An 18,709-nucleotide genomic window follows, 5' to 3' on the forward strand; every position below is an offset into this window, starting at 1 on the left:
TGCGCAAAGTCGATGACCTTACACAGGGAAGAGGTCGTCGAGTCTTCGGAGTCACCCGCGCTGCGTTCAACAGGTGGGAGGTCGGCGCATCGAAACCACGTCGTCGTCACCTGGAGGCGTACACCAGCCTGCTCAGGAGGTGGGCCGCGAAGCACCCTGACGCTGCCATCGAGTTCCCGGAGGTCAGCTGACGATGCGATGCCTCGCTCGTCCTCCGTAATGCGAAGCGGCCCCTGTCGCCACAACAGGAGCCGCTTCCAAGTCCGACTCAACCGAGCTACCAACCCTTGAGTCGCGATCCGGTGAGGTGACCTCGCCGGGGTGATGCCCGTGGACCGTAGGTCACGTCCCCTGTGATGGTGTAGGCGATCAATCGTCCGTAGCGTTCGGTGTGTTGGGGAGTGCATGGGTGGTGTGGTCGGCGTGTTCGGCGGCGTAGATGGCCGTCATGCTGCCTTCGGACAGGTAGCGGCGGGGGAAGGCGATCCATTCGTCGTGCATCTCGCTGAGCACGGCGGTGACCAGCCGTTCGAGGGCGGCCGGGTTGGGGAAGACCTGCACGACGTCGGTGCGGCGCTTGATCTCGCGGTTGATCCGCTCCAGGGGATTTGAGGACTGGATCTTCTTCCAGTGGGAGATGGGGAAGGCGGCGAAGGCGGTCAGGTCCTCCTTGGCGTCCAGGAGCATCTGCCTGACCTTGGGGAACTGTTGCCCGAGCATGTCGGCCACCGCATCGAGCTGGTGATGGACGGCTTCGGCGGTGGGCTGGATGAAGATGGTGCGGATGGTTGCGGCGACCATTTCCCCGGATCCCTTGGGGATCACGGAAAACACGTTCCTCAGGAAGTGGACACGACAACGCTGCCAGGCGGCGCCGAGCATGACCTTGCGGATCGCGGCCACCAGGCCGCTGTGGCTGTCGGAGATGACCAGCCGGACCCCGCCCAGGCCGCGTTCGCGCAAGGAGCGCAGGAACTCGCTCCAGAACGCCTCGGTCTCGCTGTCACCGACCATCACGCCGAGCACCTCACGGCCGCCGTCCTCGCTGATGCCGGTGGCGATCACGACAGCCTGGGAGACGATCCGGTGGTTCACACGGACCTTGCAGTAGGTCGCGTCCAGGTAGAGGTAGGGGAAGCGGCTGTGGTCCAGGGGCCGGCCGCGGAAGACCGTGAGCTCTTCGTCCAGGTCGCCGCAGATCCGCGAGACCTCGCTCTTGGAGATGCCGCTGTCCGCTCCGAGGGCTTTGACCAGGTCGTCGACCGAGCGGGTGGACACCCCGTGCACGTACGCCTCCATGATGACCGCATACAGGGCCTGGTCGATGCGGCGGCGCCGTTCCAGCAGGCTGGGGAAGAAGCTGCCGCTGCGCAGCTTCGGTATCGCCAGGTCCAGATCGCCGGCCTGGGTGGCCAGGGTCTTCTCCCGGTGGCCGTTGCGGAAGGCGGTGCGGGCGTCGGTGTGCTCGTTCCACTGGGCGCTGATCCGGCCGCTGAGCTCGGCCTCGATCAGCTCTTGCAGCATGCGCTCGGCGATGTTGCGGACGAGCTCGATCCCGTCCGCCGTGCGTAGTGACTCCAGCAGGCGTTGTAGGTCAGACTGGGATAAGGCCATCGGGTGCCTCCAGGGTTGAACTGGCCGTTCACCAGGGAGATTTGCACGGTGGCCTGCCTCATGCGCAGGGAGCGGAGACCGTCACCGGATGCACGCCCCGGGCACCCGCCCGCGCACACCCGCACGGTGATCGCCTACACCATCACGCGGGACGCCATCTGGACCGTAGGGCCCGCGCAGTCACCTAATACCCAGAGTAAGCGCACGTGATTGCGCAACGCCACTACTCGGGGCCTTTTGCGGGTCACATTCGCTGGTCGCGGCTCCCCTGCCTGGGGAGATGTACCACCGTTGCACTACCCGACAAGCCCCGATGACTTCGGCTCCAGCCAGTTCGAACGCGACTGGGAGCCGCCGGAAGAGGTCGTCCTGCGGCGGGAGTTGGTCCGCACGCCGGGACTCCAGCCTGAGGACCTGGGAGTCCTCGCGGAGCTGCTGCTGCGCGACCCGCGCCTTCCCTCAACCATGGAGGCGATCCGTGCCGACCTCCAGGCCCACGGCTGGAAGATGGGCAAGGACCGCTACAACGCTATCGCGAGGCGGCTGACGGCCGCTGGCCACCTGGCCCGCGTCCCGGTCTACGACGAGTCCACCCAGCGCCCCACGTGGGTCACCCGCGTCTACCGGAACCCGGCCAACAACAGCCAGTACGTAGACCTGGGCATCGCGGCAACAGAGCAGGCTAGAGCCGAAGTGCGGGAATATCGCGATTCCCAGACCCTCGGATCGCGGGAAACCCGCGTTTCGCCTGATCAGAGCCGGATCACGGGAAACCCGCAGCCCGCACCCGGATCGCGGAAAACCCGCGATCCGAAAACCCGCGTTTCACCTGGCCAGAGCCGGATCGCGGGAAACCCGCGATCCGCTCCGCTCCCCCCACACCCCCCGGAGGGGGAGGATTCCTCCTCCCCCTCCACCCCCAATGCCCTAGCCAGGTCGCTTCCGTCACAGAGGCAGCAGGAGCAAGAGGCGGAGTTCTCTGCGGAGCAATTGCGTGAGGCGACCGGGTTCCTCCAGCGGATGGAGCGCTGGCAGGCGGGCGCGGCGACGGCCAGGCGGTGCGCGCCGAAGCTGCTGCGTGCGATGCGCGAGCAGGGCTGGCCTGAGCTGGCCAGGATGGACGCCACCCAGCGGGCACAGCTGGAAGCGGACGTGTTGAAGAACACCGACGGGGCCAAGAACTGGGCGAGGTGCCTGCCGGGGTGGATCGATGACCTGCGCCTGTACTCGGCGGTCAAGCCGCGTACATCACCGACCAGCCTCTCCCATGCTGATGCAGGCGCGGCGAGGCGGGCGGCGCTGGTGGCGGCCTGCGGGGCCTGTGACGGCCTGGGCTGGGTGCTGGATGACGACGATGAGGGTCCGATGCGGCGCTGTAAGCATCCGGGCGTGATCGTGGCAATGGAGGCGGGGCGGTGAGCGGCGAGGAGCTGGAGGGCTACAGCAGCGAGGCCGAGGCCTTCGTGCTGGGGGCCTGCCTGATGGCGACCCCGGCCTACGACGCCGTGGCTGACGCCTCGCGGATCCTCGGCGACGGCAGCGCCCTGTCGCCGGCGAACGAGGCGGTATGGCAGGCGATCGTCCGCCTGCACGGCAAGGGCCGGCCGACGGGGGTGCCGATGGTCGAGGCCGAGCTGCGCAGCAGCGGCGACCTAGACCGCGCCGGCGGCCTGGTCCGGCTGTCGCAACTGGCCATGGCCGCCTGCGGGCCCGGACAGGTGGAGCACTACGCGGCTCTGGTGCAGGGCTACGCCGCAGTGCGCCGCTACCAGGCGACACTTGCCCGCGCCCAGCAGACGGCGAGCCTGATCTCCCCGACCGACGTGGCCGATGCGATCCGCGCCCACCAGGCCGAGCTGGACGTCCTGGCCGTCGGCGACCGTGAGGGCGAGGCCCTGTTCGGCCGCCTCGGGGACGACCTGGACGAGCACCTGAAGACGCTGGAGCAGCCAGTCGAGGCGGCGGCCGTGACCGGTCTGACGGACTTAGACCAGGTCGTGAAGATGCGGCCAGGTAACGTGATCGTGGTCGCTGGCCGGCCCGCCATGGGCAAGAGCGCACTCACCCTCGGCGTCGCCCTTGCCAACGCTTCCAGCGGTCGACCGACGCTCGTGCACTCCATGGAAATGGGCAAGGCCGAGGTCAACAACCGCATCCTGGCCGCTCGGGCGCGGGTGGGACTGCACCGCCTGATGGACGGCGGTCCGGCCGTCGAAGACGCCGACTGGGCCCGCCTTATGCGCATCCTGCCCGATCTGCGAACGCTGCCACTGTGGATGGACTACGCCGCCCGCGTATCCCCCAGCCGACTCCGCAACCGCATCCAGGCCCTCACCCGCGACACCGGCCGCGCCCCACTCGTCATCATCGATTACCTCCAGCTGATGGAAACCGACCAGCGAGGCGCCCGGCAGTCGCCGTATGAGCGGGTCTCCGAGATCAGCCGCGAACTGAAGATCGTCGCGGAAGAGACCGGCGCGGTCATCGTCTGCTGCGCCCAGCTCAACCGCGGCTCCGAGCATCGGGAGGGCAAGCGGCCGATGGTCTCGGATCTGCGGGACTCCGGGCAGATCGAGCAGGATGCCAGCGCGATCATCCTGCTGCACCGGCCGGACGCCTACGAGCCCGACAGCCCGCACGCCGGCGAAGTCGAACTCATTATCGGCAAGAACCGCAACGGCCCTACCTGCACCGTCACCGTGGCCCACCAACTGCACTTCGGCCGCATCCGGGACATGGCCAGCGCCGACTGACCACCCGCAGAAGCTCCTGATGACCTCTCCCACGGTCGATCTCCCTGCCCGGCGTCAATTCTCGCTGGGCGGGGAGCCCAGCCCTCACAGCCCCGTACAGCCGATCTTGAAGGGACCTCTTCCCGACGGGCCTCGTCTCCGACGGCCTGGACCGCGCCGTCACACCGGCGTTCACCCACCCGCTGTCCGGAGCAGCTAAGGGATTCGCCCTGCCGCCCGCCCACGCTGCCCGGCTCTTCGACGCCCAGCAGGTCGGCGCCGGGAACAGCAGTTGCGCGACATCACCGCCGAAGGCCTCGGCGAGATGTACATTCGCGACGCCGGCCGCCGCGCCCCAGGCCTGGGGGTGGAGTTCACCGACGTGGAACAGGTCGCCTTCGACCTGTAGGCCTCGCGCAGGCACACTGGGGGTGGGGAGACCAGGAGGAAAGGTGAGCGTTGCAGCAGAAGGTCACATCGGGCCGTGGACGGTTACGGACGTCCTGGCCCTGCCTGAAGACGCCAAAAACCGGATCGAGCTGGTGGGGGGCTCTCTGATCATGAGTCCCAGCCCCGGCATCGCTCACCAGCGGGCTTCCCGGCGCCTGGCGGCCCTCCTCCAGGACGCGGCCGACGCGGCCGGCCAGCCCCTGGAGGTCCTGGAAGCGGTCAACATGATCGTCCCCGACGGCATGCTGATCCCCGACATCGTCGTGGCCGACGCGGACGCCACCGCGGCCGCCGGCCTGAGCATCGACGCCCACGACGTCCTGCTCGTGGTGGAGATCGCCTCGCCCTCCACCCGAGTCACCGACCGCAAGATGAAGCCCGCCCTATACGCGACGGCCGGCATCCCGCACTACTGGCGACTGGAACTCGAACCCGCCCCCCGCCTGTACTGCGGCACCCGGCACGGCAGCAGCGGCTACATGGACCTCAGCCTGACCGCCGGCCAGGCCACCGACATCACCGAACCCTTTCCCCTGACGATCGATCCGGCCCGGCTGTTGAGGTAATCCGACGCTTGTGTCCGCCCCGGCTGCGCCGCCACGCAGCGGGAAGGAGCGGGTCCTCCTCGGCCGGCCACTGCGCTTTTAACGGACCTCAAAGGAACGCACAGCGGCCCCGGCTGGGGGCCGGGACCGCTATGCGACTGCGCGCGACTTATCAGGCCGCGGGCAGGTCCTGGAGGAGGCCTAGTGGGGTGGCATTAGTCCCTCCCTTGCCGAGTGGCCTCGTCGGCCATGTCCGAGGAGCCAGCTGGTCTTGCCCAGTCCGGTGAGGACGGCGACCAACGCGGTGACGGCTCCGGTGACGGCGCCGATGGAAGCCGCTCCGGCAACGAAGAGCCAGGCCGTCAGGCCGGTGGCAACGGCCACAAGCAAGACCAGAACTGTTAGGCCCTGACGACCCTCGCTGTGCGGCAGGGATGCGGTTGTCATGGCGTTGTCGGTTCCTTCGGCCGCGCTGGTGAGGCCCGTCGGGCCGGAGCAGGCGTTGAGGTCGGTGTCGATGCTGGTGTCCGTGTCGACGGATGTGACGGCACGGGCCGCGATGTAGTCCATGTGAGCCCACTCTTCAGGAGTGGGCGTGCGTCCCCCGGTCTCTTCGGCGCGAGTCTCCTCGCGCAAGAGCTCCACGAGGACATCGTGAGCGTTGTTCCGCACAGTGTCCTTCCTAACTATTCCTTTCAAGCGGCCGCTAAGGCCGATCCCACGAGGCCTTCTCGCAGGAGAGAGAGACCACGCACTCCCCGGTGCTCGCCTGCTTTCCAAACCGGGCGGGCACCGGGCGGTAGGCCTCCGCTCGGGGACACGGGGCAGGGCGGGCTCCGTGTCCCCTGGAAGGGGCCTACCTCAGGTGATCCAACTCGTCTGGTGGTAGGGACTTCAGCCGCTCCTGAGCCCGGTCGCGCCACTCGGCCGCGGTACCTCGGTCGATGCCGAGTTCACGGGCGATCTCCACTGGCCCTTTGCCGTCCCGGAAGGCTAGGAGCCAGGCCTTCCGGTGTCCCTCCGGCCTGGGCTGCTTGCCCTCCTTGTGATGAAATTCTTTGTGGGCGTAGCGGAAGCACTGGACGAGCAGAGGCCAGGGCTCGCCGTGGCTGAAGACGAAGTTGGGCTTCAGCCTGGCCTGGTAGTAGCGGACCTGCGTGTCGTTCTCCAGCACCGACAGGTCTGGATCGCGGTAGCCCTGTGAGTAGATGTAGCCCCTGAGCCGGTTGCGGTTCTCCCACGACTCCTGGCTGATCTCCTTGTGCAGCTGGGCGTGCGCCGAGGCTGCGTCGTCTGATGTCACCTCCTGCGTAGCCGACGCCTGGCGAGGGAGCACTGCCTCGGAACTCTCCGGTGCGGCCGGAGTGTGCCCTTCGCCCGCCTCGACGGAGGCGGGCGAGCGCGGCGGCGATGAATCACCCATGCCGCGCTCGACACGTCGAACTGCCATGTCTTCCAGTCCTTCTCGTGCGTCGCTCTGCCCTGCAAGAGAAGGAGTCGCAACATCCAGACAGATACGGGGGAAGGAACGGAAAAATCATGGAAGCTGGTTCGTCGGCCTGCCGGAGAAGCCGCTGGACATGGGAAACGGCGAAGGTCTCCCGGGCCACGAGCTCGTCCAGGAGACCTTCACGATGGCGGCGCTACTTCTCCCGCAGCTTCCTCCACACCAAGGTCGCCACCGCGACGCCGGCACCGATCGCCACCCCCAGCGGCGGGTTGACGAACGCGATGTACGTGACCACCGCGAACACCCCGACGACCACCAGCGCGGTCACCATCTTCTTCTCGTCGCTCATTTGGCTCTCCACGTCGTAGCTGACCAGGGGAAGGAGCCCGGCTTCCGCAGACCTCGTCGGCCCCGCCCGCCTCGTGCTGCCCTCGAAGCAGAAGTCGCGCGGTAACCCCCGATCCGGGGAATCCACCCCCGGCCACATACGGCGGCAGCCCGGTCCGACATCGAAGCGGGCCATGACATCGCCGTCCCTTGCGCCTGCGGTTGGGAGCGCCGAACAAGGACAACACCTGGGAGACGCCCGGTACTTCGGAACTGCACAGGTCACTTTTTATTCACTCCACGGGGTCTACTCGCATAGACCGAGTGGTGGTGTCATTCCGTCAGCCGCCCGGCACCCCACTGTCCGGGCCGACTTTGCGGGAGAACCTCACATGCGTCGCTTCACCGCCACCACCTGCGCCCTGGCCCTCGGGGCCGCCGGATTGATCGCCGCCTCGGCCGGCAACGCCCAGGCGTCGACCTGTTCCCACGCCTACCTGCCGCTGCCCGATTCCTCCTGCACGCCCGGCGCCTACAACCCCGACGTCACCCAATCGAACATCCACAGCACCATCTGCGTGTCCGGCTGGACCGCCACCGTCCGCCCCCCAACCTCCTACACCAACCCCCTCAAGGCCCAGGGCATCACCGACTACGGCTACTCCGACACCGACATGGCCGACTACGAGGAAGACCACCTCGTCCCCCTCGAACTCGGCGGCGCACCCCGCGACCCCGGCAACCTGTGGCCCGAGCCCTACTCCGGCTCCCAGACCGCGCACTCCAAGGACGGAGTGGAGACGAAGCTGAAGAACGCCGTCTGTGCCGGCACCGTCACCCTGTCCGCCGCCCGTAGCGCCATCAGGAACAACTGGACCACGGCCCTGCAGGTCACCGGAATCGGCTGATCCCGCCAAGCGCCGGGACATTTCAGGCCGTACGCGCCGGATGTCCCGGCACAGGCGTCCGGAGGTCCGCCCCCGCTCAGAGGCTGACTGATGGGAGGTGGTGCGGTTGATGAGCCCCAGGTCAGGGCAGGTCCACCCGGAACGCGTGATGGTGATCGGCGGGGCAGGGGAAGACGCGCAGGTCTGGTGGCCAGGCCCGGGCGCCGCCCGCCGCCAGGAGCCGGGTTGCGCTAGGGGTTGCGCCTACTGTTGCGCGACCCGGAGAACCGTCTCCGTGTCCGTGCAGGTCACCACACGGTTTCTGCGTGGTCGGCCCGCTGACATCCCCGTTGCGGCCGCTTTCGCCCAGGTTCCTTGGCTGGAGTGAAGGAGACGGGCGGGATGGGCGGCGCGGTCGCGGCCGGGGATCAGGGTACGCTCAGCGGCTTGTGCGTCGGCGGGGTCGCCGCGCCCGTGTCGCCGTCAGCGCGGCGGTGACGCCAGGCGGGGAATGTCGGCGGGGGAGAGGTCGGGGCAGGCCGGAGCCTCCACCAGACCTGGAGCGCTTCACTCGATCATGGTGACGAAGAACGTGCAGGACTCGCAGAGCGACTCGAAGTGGCAGTCCACCTCGACGTTGCGAGCGCAGTAGCCGTTGCCCAGCATCCGGCGGCGCATCTCCCGGCGGGCTTGGCACGCGAGCCGTAATCCTGCGGCAGGAGCTGGCGGTGGCGAGCGGACCCACCTACCCGCTGAAGACGGGCGGTTCCCTCACCTCGACCTGCCCCAGCTGGTGCACGGCGGACCACTTGGACGGAGCGCAGGGCTTCGAGGACGTTGCTGCGGTCCGCGCCAGGGAGTGGTGTGACAAGCATCCGCCGATGACGGCACCGTAAGCGACCCCCACAGAACGCGCATTGCAACGCGGTTGCAGACCGGCGAGTGCTCACTCAGCATCAGGCGCAATCTCGAGCAATCCCCCGGCGTACGCGCGCGATCCGCAGCATTCTGGACGCTCGACCAGCCAGAACGGAGAGCACCCATGACGCTCAGGTTTATCGGCACCACATCAGAACATGGCAATTGCCCGACCCTGTACGAGGTCGTGGAGACCGGCGACCTCGTCGTGCAGGGCGACCACCTCACCGACCCCGAGCACCTCGCCCAGCTGCGAGACGTGAAGGACTCGGAGACATTCGTCGTCGTCCCCCGCGAGCTGCTCACCCGCTTCGCACCACGGGACACAGAGCAGGCCGACGAGTCGCAGGAGAAGGAGTAGGCGGCGTGCCGGACCTGATCCCGTTCGACGAGATCACCCACCTGTTCACGGATTTCGAGCACACCGCCTGGCGGCTGGAGACCCAGCGCGGCTACGCCACCGACCGCGTAAGCCCGAACTGGACGCGCTTCCAGAACGGCGAGGCCTTCGACTACGACCCGGCCAGCCCCTGGCACGCCAACGTGCGCAAGCAGACGGGGCAGGGGAAGCGGATCGGACGGGTGCGCCTCGTCGACGACCCGCCGACCGAAGGGCAGCGCTTCTTGCTGGCGACCGGGATCGGCAACGTTGCCGCGGGCGAGGACATCCGCAACCTGTGGCGTGCAGACGCTGTACGGCTCGGACTGCCGGACTACGACTTCTGGCTGTTCGACTCCCGCACGGTCGTGAAGTTCGTGATCGACGAGACCGATGTGACGGTCGGCGTCCACGTCCTCCAGGACGCCGAGACAGTCGTCCGCGCCTGCCAGGCCCGCGACGCCGCCTTGCACTTCGCTGTCCCTACCAGGCAGTTCCAGGCGCAGGTAGCGTCTGCTAGGTGAGCACGGATTACCAGTCTGGCCGTGAGGCCCTCGGTGGGCGGCTGCGCGAGCTGCGCACCGAGGCCGGCCTGCAAGGCAAAGACCTCGCGGAGCGACTGGGCTGGCAGCGCTCAAAGGTGTCCCGGTTGGAGAACGGGAAGCAGACCGCCACAGCAGCAGACCTCGAGGCCTGGGCGCTCGCTCTGGGAGCTCCAGGCGAGGTGGCGGACCTCCACAGCCGGCTACGCGGGCTGGAGTCTCAGCAGCGCTCATGGCGCCGTCAGCTCGCCACCGGACACCGGGCCGTCCAGGACCGGTACGTCGCCGAGTACCGGCGCACCTCGACCGTCCGCGGCTACGAAGCAACCGTCGTACCCGGCCTCTTCCAGACGCCCGAGTACGCCCGCCACCTGCTCATCCTGAACGCCGAGCTGATGCAGTCGCCCCGTGACACCGACGAGGCCGTGAACGCCCGCATGAGGCGGCAAGAGGTGCTGTACGAGGGCGACAAGACGTTCAGCGTTCTCATCTGGGAGGGTGCGCTGCACGCTCTCATCGGCCCCTCTGAGGTGATGGCCGGCCAGCTCGACCGGCTCATCGGGCTCATCGGGCTGCCGCAAATCACCTTGGGCATCGTGCCGTTCGGCGCACGGTTGAAGTTGTCCCCGAAGCACGGGTTTTGGATCTTCGATGAACGGCACGTGGTCGTCGAAACCATCAACACCGAGTTCATGCTGGAGTCCGCAGAGGACGTCGCTCTGTACGGCCGCGTGTGGGATCGGCTGGTCGAGTCCGCCGTCCACGGGCAGCAGGCACGCCGTCTGATCGGCCGGGCAAGGGCCTCACTCGACCTCGGTTGAGCAACCCGCTCCAACACGGCGAGCGCACGCGCAATCCCCCGCAATCGGCGCACATGGAAACAACCGCCCTGCATACCGTCCGGTCATGGCTCAACCGACGTGCCCGCCGCGCAATACGAGGCCGGGGACACCTGGCTTGCCTCATGCAGCGACGACCCGGCTGCCGTCCACGCGGCATGGGAACAGGAGACCCTCGCCCCCATCGCCTCCGGCGCGCACTGGCTCGTTCGCCGAGTTCAGCCTGATACGAGGCTGGCCAGCGGCCTCCCGGCTCCGTAACTCCTCGCCGCACGGCCCCGTCCTCCCCGACCCCAACGCCGACCGGATGTTCTGGCTGATCGAACCCAACACGGCTGACGAACTCGCCGACGTCCGGCACCTGACCGTGCACACAGCGGGCTGGCTGCTGCCCTGCCCGCCGACGGGCTGGCAGGTGGACGGCCTGTTCTGACTCCGGCGCCCCGACGGGACAGGCCACCTCAACGATCTCGCACTCATCACCGCCGCGTTCGGCCCCGGCGGCTACCTCTCAGAAGTGGAGGCCCGTGCATGACGGCCGCCGAGACCAGACCACTCGTCGACATCCCCGCCGAGTTGCTGCCGCTCATCCTGCTGCCCCCGCTCGAGGTCCTCCCGGACGCGCGGGCACGCGGCGCCGAGTGCGTGTGGTGCGCCGGGCCGCTGTCCACCGCGACAGCGATCGACCTCGGCGAGCGCGACACGGACGGCGAGCACTGGTTCCCGCGAGCCTGCCGCTCCTGCACGCGGCGCGCCGTGCTGGCCGCCCGCAACGACCACCCCGGCCTGTGCGAGCAGTGCACCGATGACGCTTCGAACTGTGAGACCCGCCGCGCCCTGCACTCTCTCGCCCTGGAGCTCCGCCGATGAACTGCGCACGCTGCACCGAACCGTTCCGGCCCGAAGACGGACGGAAGGAAGTCCACATCCACGGCGCAACCGGTGCTGGCACCGTCATCGTCATCCACGCGTGGCCCTGTCGCCGCGCCCCCCAGCAGACGGCACCCACGCGCCGCTGATGCTCCCGCCCCCGGCAGCGACGCCGACCGCTCCGGGAGTGGGCAGGACTCCAGCGGGCTCCGACGGCGAATCGGGAGCAAAAGGTCGTCCGCTCGAGACGTGGTCGTTCCCGCCCTCATCGGGGGCGACCACACGAAGGCGTCGATGCGGTCGCCCTGTGGGCGGTCAGCCAGTGCAGCCGGGGACGGATCCGGGCGGGGTGCAGTTGTCCGGGGCGTTGTTGACCGCCGTTGTGGAGCCGACTGCGACACCGTGCCTCCGGCGACGTTCAGGATGCCTCCGCCGGCGCCCGGGCGAGCCGTCGCGGCGTAAGTCGACGGCTGTACGCTCAATCAGGTTCATGACTCCTCCTGTCCCCAGGTCAGCTGATTTGCCTGATCGAGGCGCCGACGAGGACGCCGTCGGCGACGGAGTAGTCGCCAGCATACGTCTTGAGCGTGCCATCAGTCTGGGTGGCGTACAGCACGGCGTGGACGCGGGACGCCCCGAACTCGCTGATGGTCCCCAGGGTGATGCTCTCGGTCGTGCCGAACCCAGCCACCCACCGGTCGTAGGTCGTTCCGGCGATGTTGGAGCCACCGAGTGCCCACGCGGCTCTGTACTCGTGATCGGTGATGTCCTGGTAGTACTGCGAGACCACCGCAGAGGCGTTCGTCAGATGCGGTCGAGGAGTCGCCGGGGGCGCCGTGCGCACCACAACGGCCGTCGTAGCCGGTGCTGGCGATGTCGGCGTGGGGCTGGTGGATGAGGGCCTAGGCCTGGGCGACGCCGAGGCCGGCACGGTGCGCGTCACTGTGACGGCCGGAGTGGCCCGGGAGGCCTTCGTTGCGGCGCAGGCGGTGAGAGGCAGGCAGGCGAGCAGGACGACAGCCGAGACAGAGCGGCGCACGATTCCCCCCAGAAGTGGCGCGATTGGGTGGAGACACTCTGTCAGCCCTACCGGACGAAGGCACCATCGTTGCCGGAACGCGAAAAAGCCGGGGCTATCGGACCCCTTCTATGTGATCGTCTGATCCAGGACACCGCATGTGCTACACCGAGGGGTGTCCTTCCTGGCCGAAGAGAGGGAGGGGCACCTCTCGGTGTGCGAAGTAGGGGGCTTTTGATGCTGGTGCACGAGGCGGTATTCACCGTCGACCTCGGTGAGGACGGCTACATCGTCGGGTTCGCCGAGCACGACGGCTACCCGGCCGAGATGCCGTACGGCTGGCGCTGCGGACCCGTCGACCCGTCCAGCGCCGTCATCCTTACCACCACCGACACAGGACCCCTGCAGATGACCGTCCAGGTCCATGACAGTCAGCCTGCCCCGGAGACCGCCGACCGGTGGGAGCCGGCAGAGGAGATAAGTTTGCTGTCCCACGGCGGTTCCCTCCACCTGGAGCTCCTCGACCCAGGTGAGGTCTCGGAAGCATGGCCAGAGGACGAACCCGCTCTCTCCATGTCTGCGTCACCGGGCGCGGACAAGTGGGTGAGGATGCGGCTGTACTGCCATGCAGACGACTACGAACCCGGCATCGGTGACCGCGGTGAGCGCCACCTGATCCAACTGTGGCCCGCCCCGGCCACCGACCCCCTGCACCCGCCCATCAGCGAACAGGACCGGCAGGCGCGCACCGAGTACGCCACCGCGATGGCCCGGCAGGCAGAGCAGGCCGGTGTCGAGTACACGGTGCACCTGACCGGCAACGACCTGGGCGCCTGACAGCAAACACGTGCGGCGGCGAGGCGGGGCGCACAGGCCACTCCGCCCCGGTGTATGGCGTGACGGTCCGACCAGGGAGGCGGTCCGGAGATCCAAGTGGTTCGCCTCCTCCCCGCGTTGTCAGTCGCCGGCGCCATGGGTCATACCGTCGTCCAGGACGATGCGGACGGTTTCGCCCCGGGCGACGACGCCGTCGAGCTCGGCCTTGATGCGGTTGTAGGAGGTCGTGGCCAGGGCCCAGTCGCCCTCCAGAGGAGTGGCGGCGGCGTGGGTGTTCCACAGCTCGATCAGGGCGTGGCGGGATCGCCCGTACGGGCACATCGGCGCTTAGCGGCTCACGTCGCTGAGCGCTGAGCGGACTGCGCAGGCCCGCCGTGCCGAGCGCCTGGCCGCCGACTTCGCCCGCCAGGCCGAGGCCAAGCGAGAGGCCTTGGCCGCGCCCCTCACGCCTGGCCAGGAGCAGGCCCGGCAGGTCGCCGAGGTCCTGGATCGCGCCGACCAGCTCGCGCGGACGGCGGCCGCCGAACGGGCCGCCGAGCAGCAGGCCGGGGAAGCGCTGCGGCATGAGGCCGAGACCAAGTCCCGCCTCGCCTTGCGGCTGGCCGGCACCAGCCGCAAGGAGACTCTCGGGCTCGCCGCCGAGTACGGCAAGAAGGAGACCGCGGCGTACCGGGAGATCCTCCGTGCCAGCCGGGCCGCCGAGACCGCGCACCGCGAGGCGTGGGCCACGATCCGCAGTCCCGAGACGGTCGGCTGGTTCAAGAAGCAGGGATCCCGCCGGGAGGGACCGAGCACCGTCGACGAGCTGCAGACCCGGCTCGCCACGATGCGCGAACGGCTCCCGGACATCGAGCGGATTACCAACAACGGCGTCGCCCGGGCCGCGGCTAACGCCGAACGACAGGCCAGCGAACACCAGAAGGAGGCAACCCGCCTCACGGCAACGGCAGGCAAGCTGCAGGAGGAGAACGCGCTGCGCACCCGCATGGCCGCCGAGGCCCCCACCCAGCACGCCCGCGAGGTGCAGGAGCGCGCCGCCCACATCAAACAGGCCCAGCATCAGGCCGCCGAACAGGCCCGCGAGAATGCCCTGCGGGCACAGCGGGAGTACCGCTACGAACCACCCAGCCAGGGACGCTCCGGTCCCTCCCTCGGACGCTGATCCCGTGCCGTCAGCGAACCGCCCTGGGACAACCTCCCGGGGCTTCGCTATGCACCTGCGCGCCTCCCGTCGCCTAGAACAGGGCGCCGGTCTCCACCTCCGCCTCACCGATAGGGAAGGGCAGCTGCCCTTGCACGGACCGATCGGGGAAGCGCTCGTGTGGTGCCCTCCCTATCCGCCTAACCCGTCCTCGTACCTGCTGGACCCGCTCGGATCGCGCCATCGGGACGGCTTTGCGGCGCGACTCGGACAGCGGCTCGTAGACCAGCGAAGCCGTGCGGCGTGTGCCGTCGCTGGCGGCGACGAGGGGATCGAGGTTGGAAATGGCACGGTCTTGGAGGTAACCGGGGTGGTCTCGGAAAAGACGCCCGGCAGTTCCCTGCAACATGTCCCAGGCGTCGGCCGCCGCCGTTCCCACCACGGCACTGTCAGCGGTGATACCCAGAGCGACGAAGTCGTCGTGCTTCTCGTGTCGCCACGCGCGCGTCCAGGCAGCCTCCCAGTCCGGCCACTCCGCCTCCGGCACTTCGCAGGCCCGCAGGTACGCCTGGAACTGCCGGAGGCCGTGTGGCATCGCCTGCTTGTTCACGATGCGGTGCGCACTACTGCGTGGCAGGGCGCCGTACCCGCCTGCCCGCTGCTCCATGGTGCGCAGCGGTGGTGAGCCGGCCTTCTCGTACAGCTCCACCAGAGCCGCGCCCAGGTCGACGAAGTCGCGGATGAACGCCGGGCGCGGGGCGGGCCGGCCTCGGCCGGCCCGCGCGAGGCGAGTCTCCTCATATCGGGCCCGCTTCCACAGCAGCCGCGCTTCCTCGGGTGGGGCGTCGCAGGCCCGTGCGTAGTTCAGCACTGTCTGCAGCTTCGGAACGGTTTCGCCGGACGCGGCCCGCTGCAGCGTCGTGGCGTGGCAGCCGGCTCGCACCGACAGGGCACGGTAGCCCTGCCGGGTGCGCTTCCGCTGTTCGCGCAGCCACTCCTGCAGCTCGCGCAGCGCCTTATTGCTGGTGGTGAGCGGTCTCTCGGGACGGCACATGAACCGTCACCTCACGCAGCCGACGTCAGCAGGGCGCGCAGGGCGGCACGCAGGCCCCGGGTGGACGTTCCGGTGACCAAGGCGACCAGGAGGACGGCGACCAGACCGGCGCCGAGAAGAAGCTGCAGCACGACGGGCAGCGTCATGCCGGCGAAGGTGGCCAGGGCGGCGGCCATGGTGATGATCACGATGATGACGACGGCCTCGGCACCACCGAGGCGCCGCTGGGGCGGGGTGCCGTTCTCCACACAGGAAACGGCGGAACGGGGCTTGGGCACAGGGCCTCCCTGCTGTTCGGGTCCGGCGACCCACGGCCGCCGGACACCTGCCACTGACTCCAACCAGGCGAACCACGCGGGCGGTTGCAGCCGCCCGCAGCGTGGTGCGTGGACAAGATGGTGGCAGCCGCAAGAGGCAGGAAGTCCTTCTCCACGGTCTCTCGACGGGGTTTGATGCGTGGGCGCCCCAACGCATCTATAGATGCATGACTGCGAAAACTGCGACGCAGAGTCAGCGTTCTGACCCATGCGCAACGGTGACCTGCGGGTCTGCCGTCGCAACCAAGATCGCAGAAAGTGTCAGTCCCTCGTGATAGTGCACGAGTTGATGCACCCATGCCCCAATCTGGCTTGCGCCAGATTCAAGGCACTGCGACGATCCGCGCACTTGGGCTTGCACCGACTGGGGCGGCCCCTGCCCTGATTGCTGCTGACTCCAACCGAAAGCCGAACAGGGACCCTACGGCCTCGCGTTGCAGCGCGACGCCGCCGAGAGCCGGTATCGCCTCTGGTACCGGCTCTTCGTGTGAGCAGGGAGCGAGCGGCGGCGGCTCTTCGACGGCCGTGGCCGCGTCCGCCAGAGACAGCACGGAGCCCCCGGGGCCATGACCATCCGGAGGCTCCTCTGCGCTACGACCGTCGCCACGGCACACTCTGCCCGCGCCGGGCGAGCAGAGTGCGCGCGTCAGGCGGAGGACTCCGGGACCGTGTCCTCCGTGCCACCCGGTCCGAGGACCCGCCGAGGGGACGGCGGTGCTGCGGAGTGAGCGCCGAAAACCCCGCGGGCTCGCAACTCGCTGAGGTCTGGCAGACGGACGCCGGGCAGCGCGTCGAGAAGGTCGGCCTGTGCGGCGCGGATGCCCTGGGCGGGAGCCTCTGGGCCCGTGCCAAGGTTGCGGCGGGCGGTCACGGTGATCATCGTACGAGCGGCTCTTGACGAACTGGGGGTCGCCGAGGAAGAGGATGACCATCTCGCGGTCACGCTTGCGGAAGCCGTCCCCTTGACGCCGTAGACGGAGTCGATGAACTCCTGGGAGCCCATGTACCGCACGTGGGCGTCGTGCTTCTTGCCCTTCCTCACGAAGTCGGCGATGAAGTCCACCATGGCCCTTGAACGCGTCGACCTCGATGACGACCCGGTCTACGAAGGCTGCGATCTTCGCAACCGACTCGGCGGGTGCCTAGAACGCCCACGGCCGGCTCCTGGCCGCCGACTCCGCCGCGTTCCGGGCGAAGTTCCGGAAGATGTCGGCCTCGGCCTTCGCGTTCTACCGGGTACGGCGTGCCGGATGCCTTCTCTTACCCACGCCTCGCGGACCGGTGGCCAAGGCCGTCGGCCCTCACCGGGAGGGCAAGGGCCGACGGGACTAGATGAACTGCACGTACTTGTTCATCTCGTCCCCCTAGTGGGGTGCAGCCGCTGCGCGGCTCAGCGCTGGCTGACCCGCCCGTGCCGGACCAGGTAGTCGTGGATGCGGTAGGCCCGGACCTGTTCGCGATAATCACCGGTCAGGGGGCGTTGTCAGTGCCTGCCTCTACTGTGTCCGCAGACAGGGAGGAGTGGACGTGGCCTTGGAGATCTCGCACACCGGCTTGAGCATGAGCGGGCGGCCCCGCAGGGCGCCCGCGCGTTGCTCAGCGCCGGATGTGCACGGTGATCTGCACGCCGCCGGCCGCGGCCCCCGCGGCCGCGACGGCGGCCGCCGCGGTGCTGTTGCCGGTCAGGGCGAGAACGAGCACCGTGGCGAGGGTCGCCAGGGTGGTCACGACCGGCAGCCACGGGTAGAGACGGGTAGCGGAGGCGTCCGTACCCGCTGAGGTACGGTCAAGGGACGTCACGGCTTCTGGACTCCTTCGACGGAAACGGCGGCCCGACGTCAGGCGAAGGGGAGACCCGTTCGCGAAGCAGCTTCCTAGGGCATGGCTTCGCAGGGTCTCCCTTCGTCGTCCGAAGGGCCTTCGGCTAACGCACCACCCTACGGCCCGGCACTGACAACCAGACGGCCCTGCCAGAGAGGTTGAGGCTCACCGGCCGTCAGCCGCACGCCCGCCAAGCGCATCGGCTACTGCTCAGATGAACCGGCCGATGGCTGCGACCAGAAAGTTGTAGATCTCGTGGTCTGGAGGTGGCCTTCTCCGCCCCGGACCTCACTGCGCACTGGATCAGCCGGTGCATCTGCTCGTCACCAGGCCGAACTTCTGCATGAGCGCGTCTGGCTCGAATTGCACCTCCTCCAGCTCGAAGAGGACTCCAGGTCGTCTCACGCCAGTCCAACCGGAGAGACGCCGTGCAGAGCGTGTCGCCCTCGGATCAAGCTCTGATGGCGGACATCTTGCCGTTGACGTCGATCCCACCGTGCACCTCGGCGGTGACCGGGATCGGTGAGTGTCCGGAGTCGGCGGGCCGTTCCGCACCCTGATGGTCGAGCGGTTGGGCACGTATCGGATCACCTCGACCGGCATCCCCTCGCCGCCTGTCCTCGACGACAGAGAGCAGCTTCTTGTTGATGAGGAGGATGAAGTCCTTGGTTTTGGAGAACTCCGGCAGGGGCGTGACCTTGTACTCCCCGATGGAGGTGATGCCGCCGACGGCGTCGGCTTCCCGAATAGGCAGGCGACAACGTGGTGAAGCTCTTCGCCCGCTTGATGAAGTCCTCGTCCTAGGAACCACTCGAAGATCAGGCCGTGCGAGATCGGGTCGAGGTGGGCGATGCCCATGGCGTAGGCGACGATCTAGTGCTCTGACCGGGAAGGTTCGCCGGGGCCGGGCAGGCGGAACTCCGTGCGGACGCCGCTGCTGACGGATAGCGTCATGCTCACGGTGAAGG

General features: G+C 68.5%; 22 protein-coding genes and 1 pseudogene. 14 read left to right on the plus strand and 9 right to left on the minus strand.

What is annotated here, in order from left to right; translation table 11 throughout:
• Positions 1–369: 369 nt before the first annotated feature.
• Positions 370–1,614: an IS256 family transposase gene (locus ACGFZN_RS38490; protein ID WP_393863134.1), complete on the minus strand. Its 1,245-nt coding sequence runs from the start codon at positions 1,612–1,614 to the stop codon at positions 370–372.
• Positions 1,615–1,905: 291 nt separating this feature from the next.
• Between ACGFZN_RS38490 and ACGFZN_RS38495 the strand changes: the two genes are divergently transcribed.
• The 4 genes and pseudogenes from ACGFZN_RS38495 (at position 1,906) to ACGFZN_RS38510 (ending at position 5,362) form a co-directional block, all read left to right on the plus strand.
• Positions 1,906–3,033 carry a hypothetical protein gene (locus ACGFZN_RS38495; protein ID WP_393863135.1) on the plus strand — a complete coding sequence of 376 codons (1,128 nt, stop codon included), beginning with the start codon at positions 1,906–1,908 and terminating at the stop codon, positions 3,031–3,033.
• Entirely contained in the window at positions 3,030–4,367 is a 1,338-nt protein-coding gene (locus ACGFZN_RS38500) for a replicative DNA helicase (RefSeq protein WP_393863136.1), read from the plus strand. Before ACGFZN_RS38495 ends, ACGFZN_RS38500 begins: the two co-directional genes overlap by 4 nt.
• A 206-nt stretch (positions 4,368–4,573) precedes the next feature.
• Positions 4,574–4,755, plus strand: a pseudogene (locus ACGFZN_RS38505) (XRE family transcriptional regulator); the annotation flags it as partial.
• 43 nt (positions 4,756–4,798) lie between these two features.
• Positions 4,799–5,362, plus strand: coding sequence for a Uma2 family endonuclease (locus ACGFZN_RS38510; RefSeq protein WP_393863137.1), 564 nt, complete (start codon positions 4,799–4,801; stop codon positions 5,360–5,362).
• Between the two features lie 180 nt (positions 5,363–5,542).
• Here ACGFZN_RS38510 and ACGFZN_RS38515 read toward each other — a convergent pair whose 3' ends face one another.
• The 3 genes from ACGFZN_RS38515 to ACGFZN_RS38525 form a co-directional block, all read right to left on the minus strand.
• Entirely contained in the window at positions 5,543–5,911 is a 369-nt protein-coding gene (locus ACGFZN_RS38515; RefSeq protein WP_393863138.1) for a hypothetical protein, read from the minus strand.
• 286 nt (positions 5,912–6,197) lie between these two features.
• Positions 6,198–6,644, minus strand: coding sequence for a hypothetical protein (locus ACGFZN_RS38520; protein WP_393863139.1), 447 nt, complete (start codon positions 6,642–6,644; stop codon positions 6,198–6,200).
• Positions 6,645–6,984: 340 nt separating this feature from the next.
• On the minus strand, positions 6,985–7,140 hold the full coding sequence (locus tag ACGFZN_RS38525; protein WP_393863140.1) for a hypothetical protein: 156 nt from the start codon (positions 7,138–7,140) through the stop codon (positions 6,985–6,987).
• 370 nt (positions 7,141–7,510) lie between these two features.
• Here ACGFZN_RS38525 and ACGFZN_RS38530 point away from each other — a divergent pair, with 370 nt between their 5' ends.
• The 7 genes from ACGFZN_RS38530 (at position 7,511) to ACGFZN_RS38560 (ending at position 11,553) form a co-directional block, all read left to right on the plus strand.
• Positions 7,511–8,026, plus strand: coding sequence for a hypothetical protein (locus tag ACGFZN_RS38530; protein ID WP_393863141.1), 516 nt, complete (start codon positions 7,511–7,513; stop codon positions 8,024–8,026).
• Positions 8,027–8,733: 707 nt separating this feature from the next.
• Positions 8,734–8,901, plus strand: a complete 168-nt coding sequence (locus ACGFZN_RS38535; RefSeq protein WP_393863142.1) for a hypothetical protein — start codon at positions 8,734–8,736, stop codon at positions 8,899–8,901.
• A gap of 146 nt (positions 8,902–9,047) precedes the next feature.
• Positions 9,048–9,284 (plus strand): hypothetical protein, encoded by a 237-nt coding sequence (locus ACGFZN_RS38540; protein ID WP_393863143.1) that lies wholly within the window; start codon positions 9,048–9,050, stop codon positions 9,282–9,284.
• Between the two features lie 5 nt (positions 9,285–9,289).
• Entirely contained in the window at positions 9,290–9,826 is a 537-nt protein-coding gene (locus ACGFZN_RS38545) for a DUF6879 family protein (RefSeq protein WP_393863144.1), read from the plus strand.
• Positions 9,823–10,665, plus strand: a complete 843-nt coding sequence (locus ACGFZN_RS38550; RefSeq protein WP_393863145.1) for a helix-turn-helix domain-containing protein — start codon at positions 9,823–9,825, stop codon at positions 10,663–10,665. Before ACGFZN_RS38545 ends, ACGFZN_RS38550 begins: the two co-directional genes overlap by 4 nt.
• 325 nt (positions 10,666–10,990) lie before the next feature.
• Entirely contained in the window at positions 10,991–11,116 is a 126-nt protein-coding gene (locus tag ACGFZN_RS38555) for a hypothetical protein (protein WP_393863146.1), read from the plus strand.
• Positions 11,117–11,214: 98 nt separating this feature from the next.
• Entirely contained in the window at positions 11,215–11,553 is a 339-nt protein-coding gene (locus ACGFZN_RS38560) for a hypothetical protein (protein WP_393863147.1), read from the plus strand.
• Positions 11,554–12,064: 511 nt separating this feature from the next.
• Here the strand turns inward: ACGFZN_RS38560 and ACGFZN_RS38565 are convergent.
• Positions 12,065–12,400, minus strand: coding sequence for a hypothetical protein (locus ACGFZN_RS38565; protein ID WP_393863148.1), 336 nt, complete (start codon positions 12,398–12,400; stop codon positions 12,065–12,067).
• 408 nt (positions 12,401–12,808) lie between these two features.
• Between ACGFZN_RS38565 and ACGFZN_RS38570 the strand changes: the two genes are divergently transcribed.
• Positions 12,809–13,408, plus strand: coding sequence for a hypothetical protein (locus ACGFZN_RS38570; RefSeq protein WP_393863149.1), 600 nt, complete (start codon positions 12,809–12,811; stop codon positions 13,406–13,408).
• Between the two features lie 120 nt (positions 13,409–13,528).
• Here ACGFZN_RS38570 and ACGFZN_RS38575 read toward each other — a convergent pair whose 3' ends face one another.
• Complete coding sequence (locus tag ACGFZN_RS38575; RefSeq protein WP_393863150.1) at positions 13,529–13,729, minus strand: hypothetical protein; 201 nt, start codon at positions 13,727–13,729, stop codon at positions 13,529–13,531.
• Positions 13,730–13,838: 109 nt separating this feature from the next.
• Between ACGFZN_RS38575 and ACGFZN_RS38580 the strand changes: the two genes are divergently transcribed.
• Positions 13,839–14,570, plus strand: a complete 732-nt coding sequence (locus ACGFZN_RS38580; RefSeq protein ID WP_393863151.1) for a hypothetical protein — start codon at positions 13,839–13,841, stop codon at positions 14,568–14,570.
• 73 nt (positions 14,571–14,643) lie between these two features.
• Here the strand turns inward: ACGFZN_RS38580 and ACGFZN_RS38585 are convergent, their stop codons facing one another.
• The 3 genes from ACGFZN_RS38585 to ACGFZN_RS38595 form a co-directional block, all read right to left on the minus strand.
• Positions 14,644–15,603 (minus strand): helix-turn-helix domain-containing protein, encoded by a 960-nt coding sequence (locus ACGFZN_RS38585; RefSeq protein WP_393863152.1) that lies wholly within the window; start codon positions 15,601–15,603, stop codon positions 14,644–14,646.
• An 11-nt stretch (positions 15,604–15,614) separates the two neighbouring features.
• Entirely contained in the window at positions 15,615–15,881 is a 267-nt protein-coding gene (locus tag ACGFZN_RS38590) for a hypothetical protein (RefSeq protein ID WP_393863153.1), read from the minus strand.
• A gap of 1,635 nt (positions 15,882–17,516) precedes the next feature.
• Positions 17,517–17,720, minus strand: coding sequence for a hypothetical protein (locus ACGFZN_RS38595; protein ID WP_393863154.1), 204 nt, complete (start codon positions 17,718–17,720; stop codon positions 17,517–17,519).
• A 547-nt stretch (positions 17,721–18,267) separates the two neighbouring features.
• Here ACGFZN_RS38595 and ACGFZN_RS38600 point away from each other — a divergent pair.
• Entirely contained in the window at positions 18,268–18,510 is a 243-nt protein-coding gene (locus tag ACGFZN_RS38600) for a hypothetical protein (protein WP_393863155.1), read from the plus strand.
• Positions 18,511–18,709: the final 199 nt, after the last annotated feature.

Origin of the sequence: Streptomyces sp. NPDC048192 (genome assembly GCF_043202415.1) — a bacterium.
Classification (GTDB): domain Bacteria; phylum Actinomycetota; class Actinomycetes; order Streptomycetales; family Streptomycetaceae; genus Streptomyces.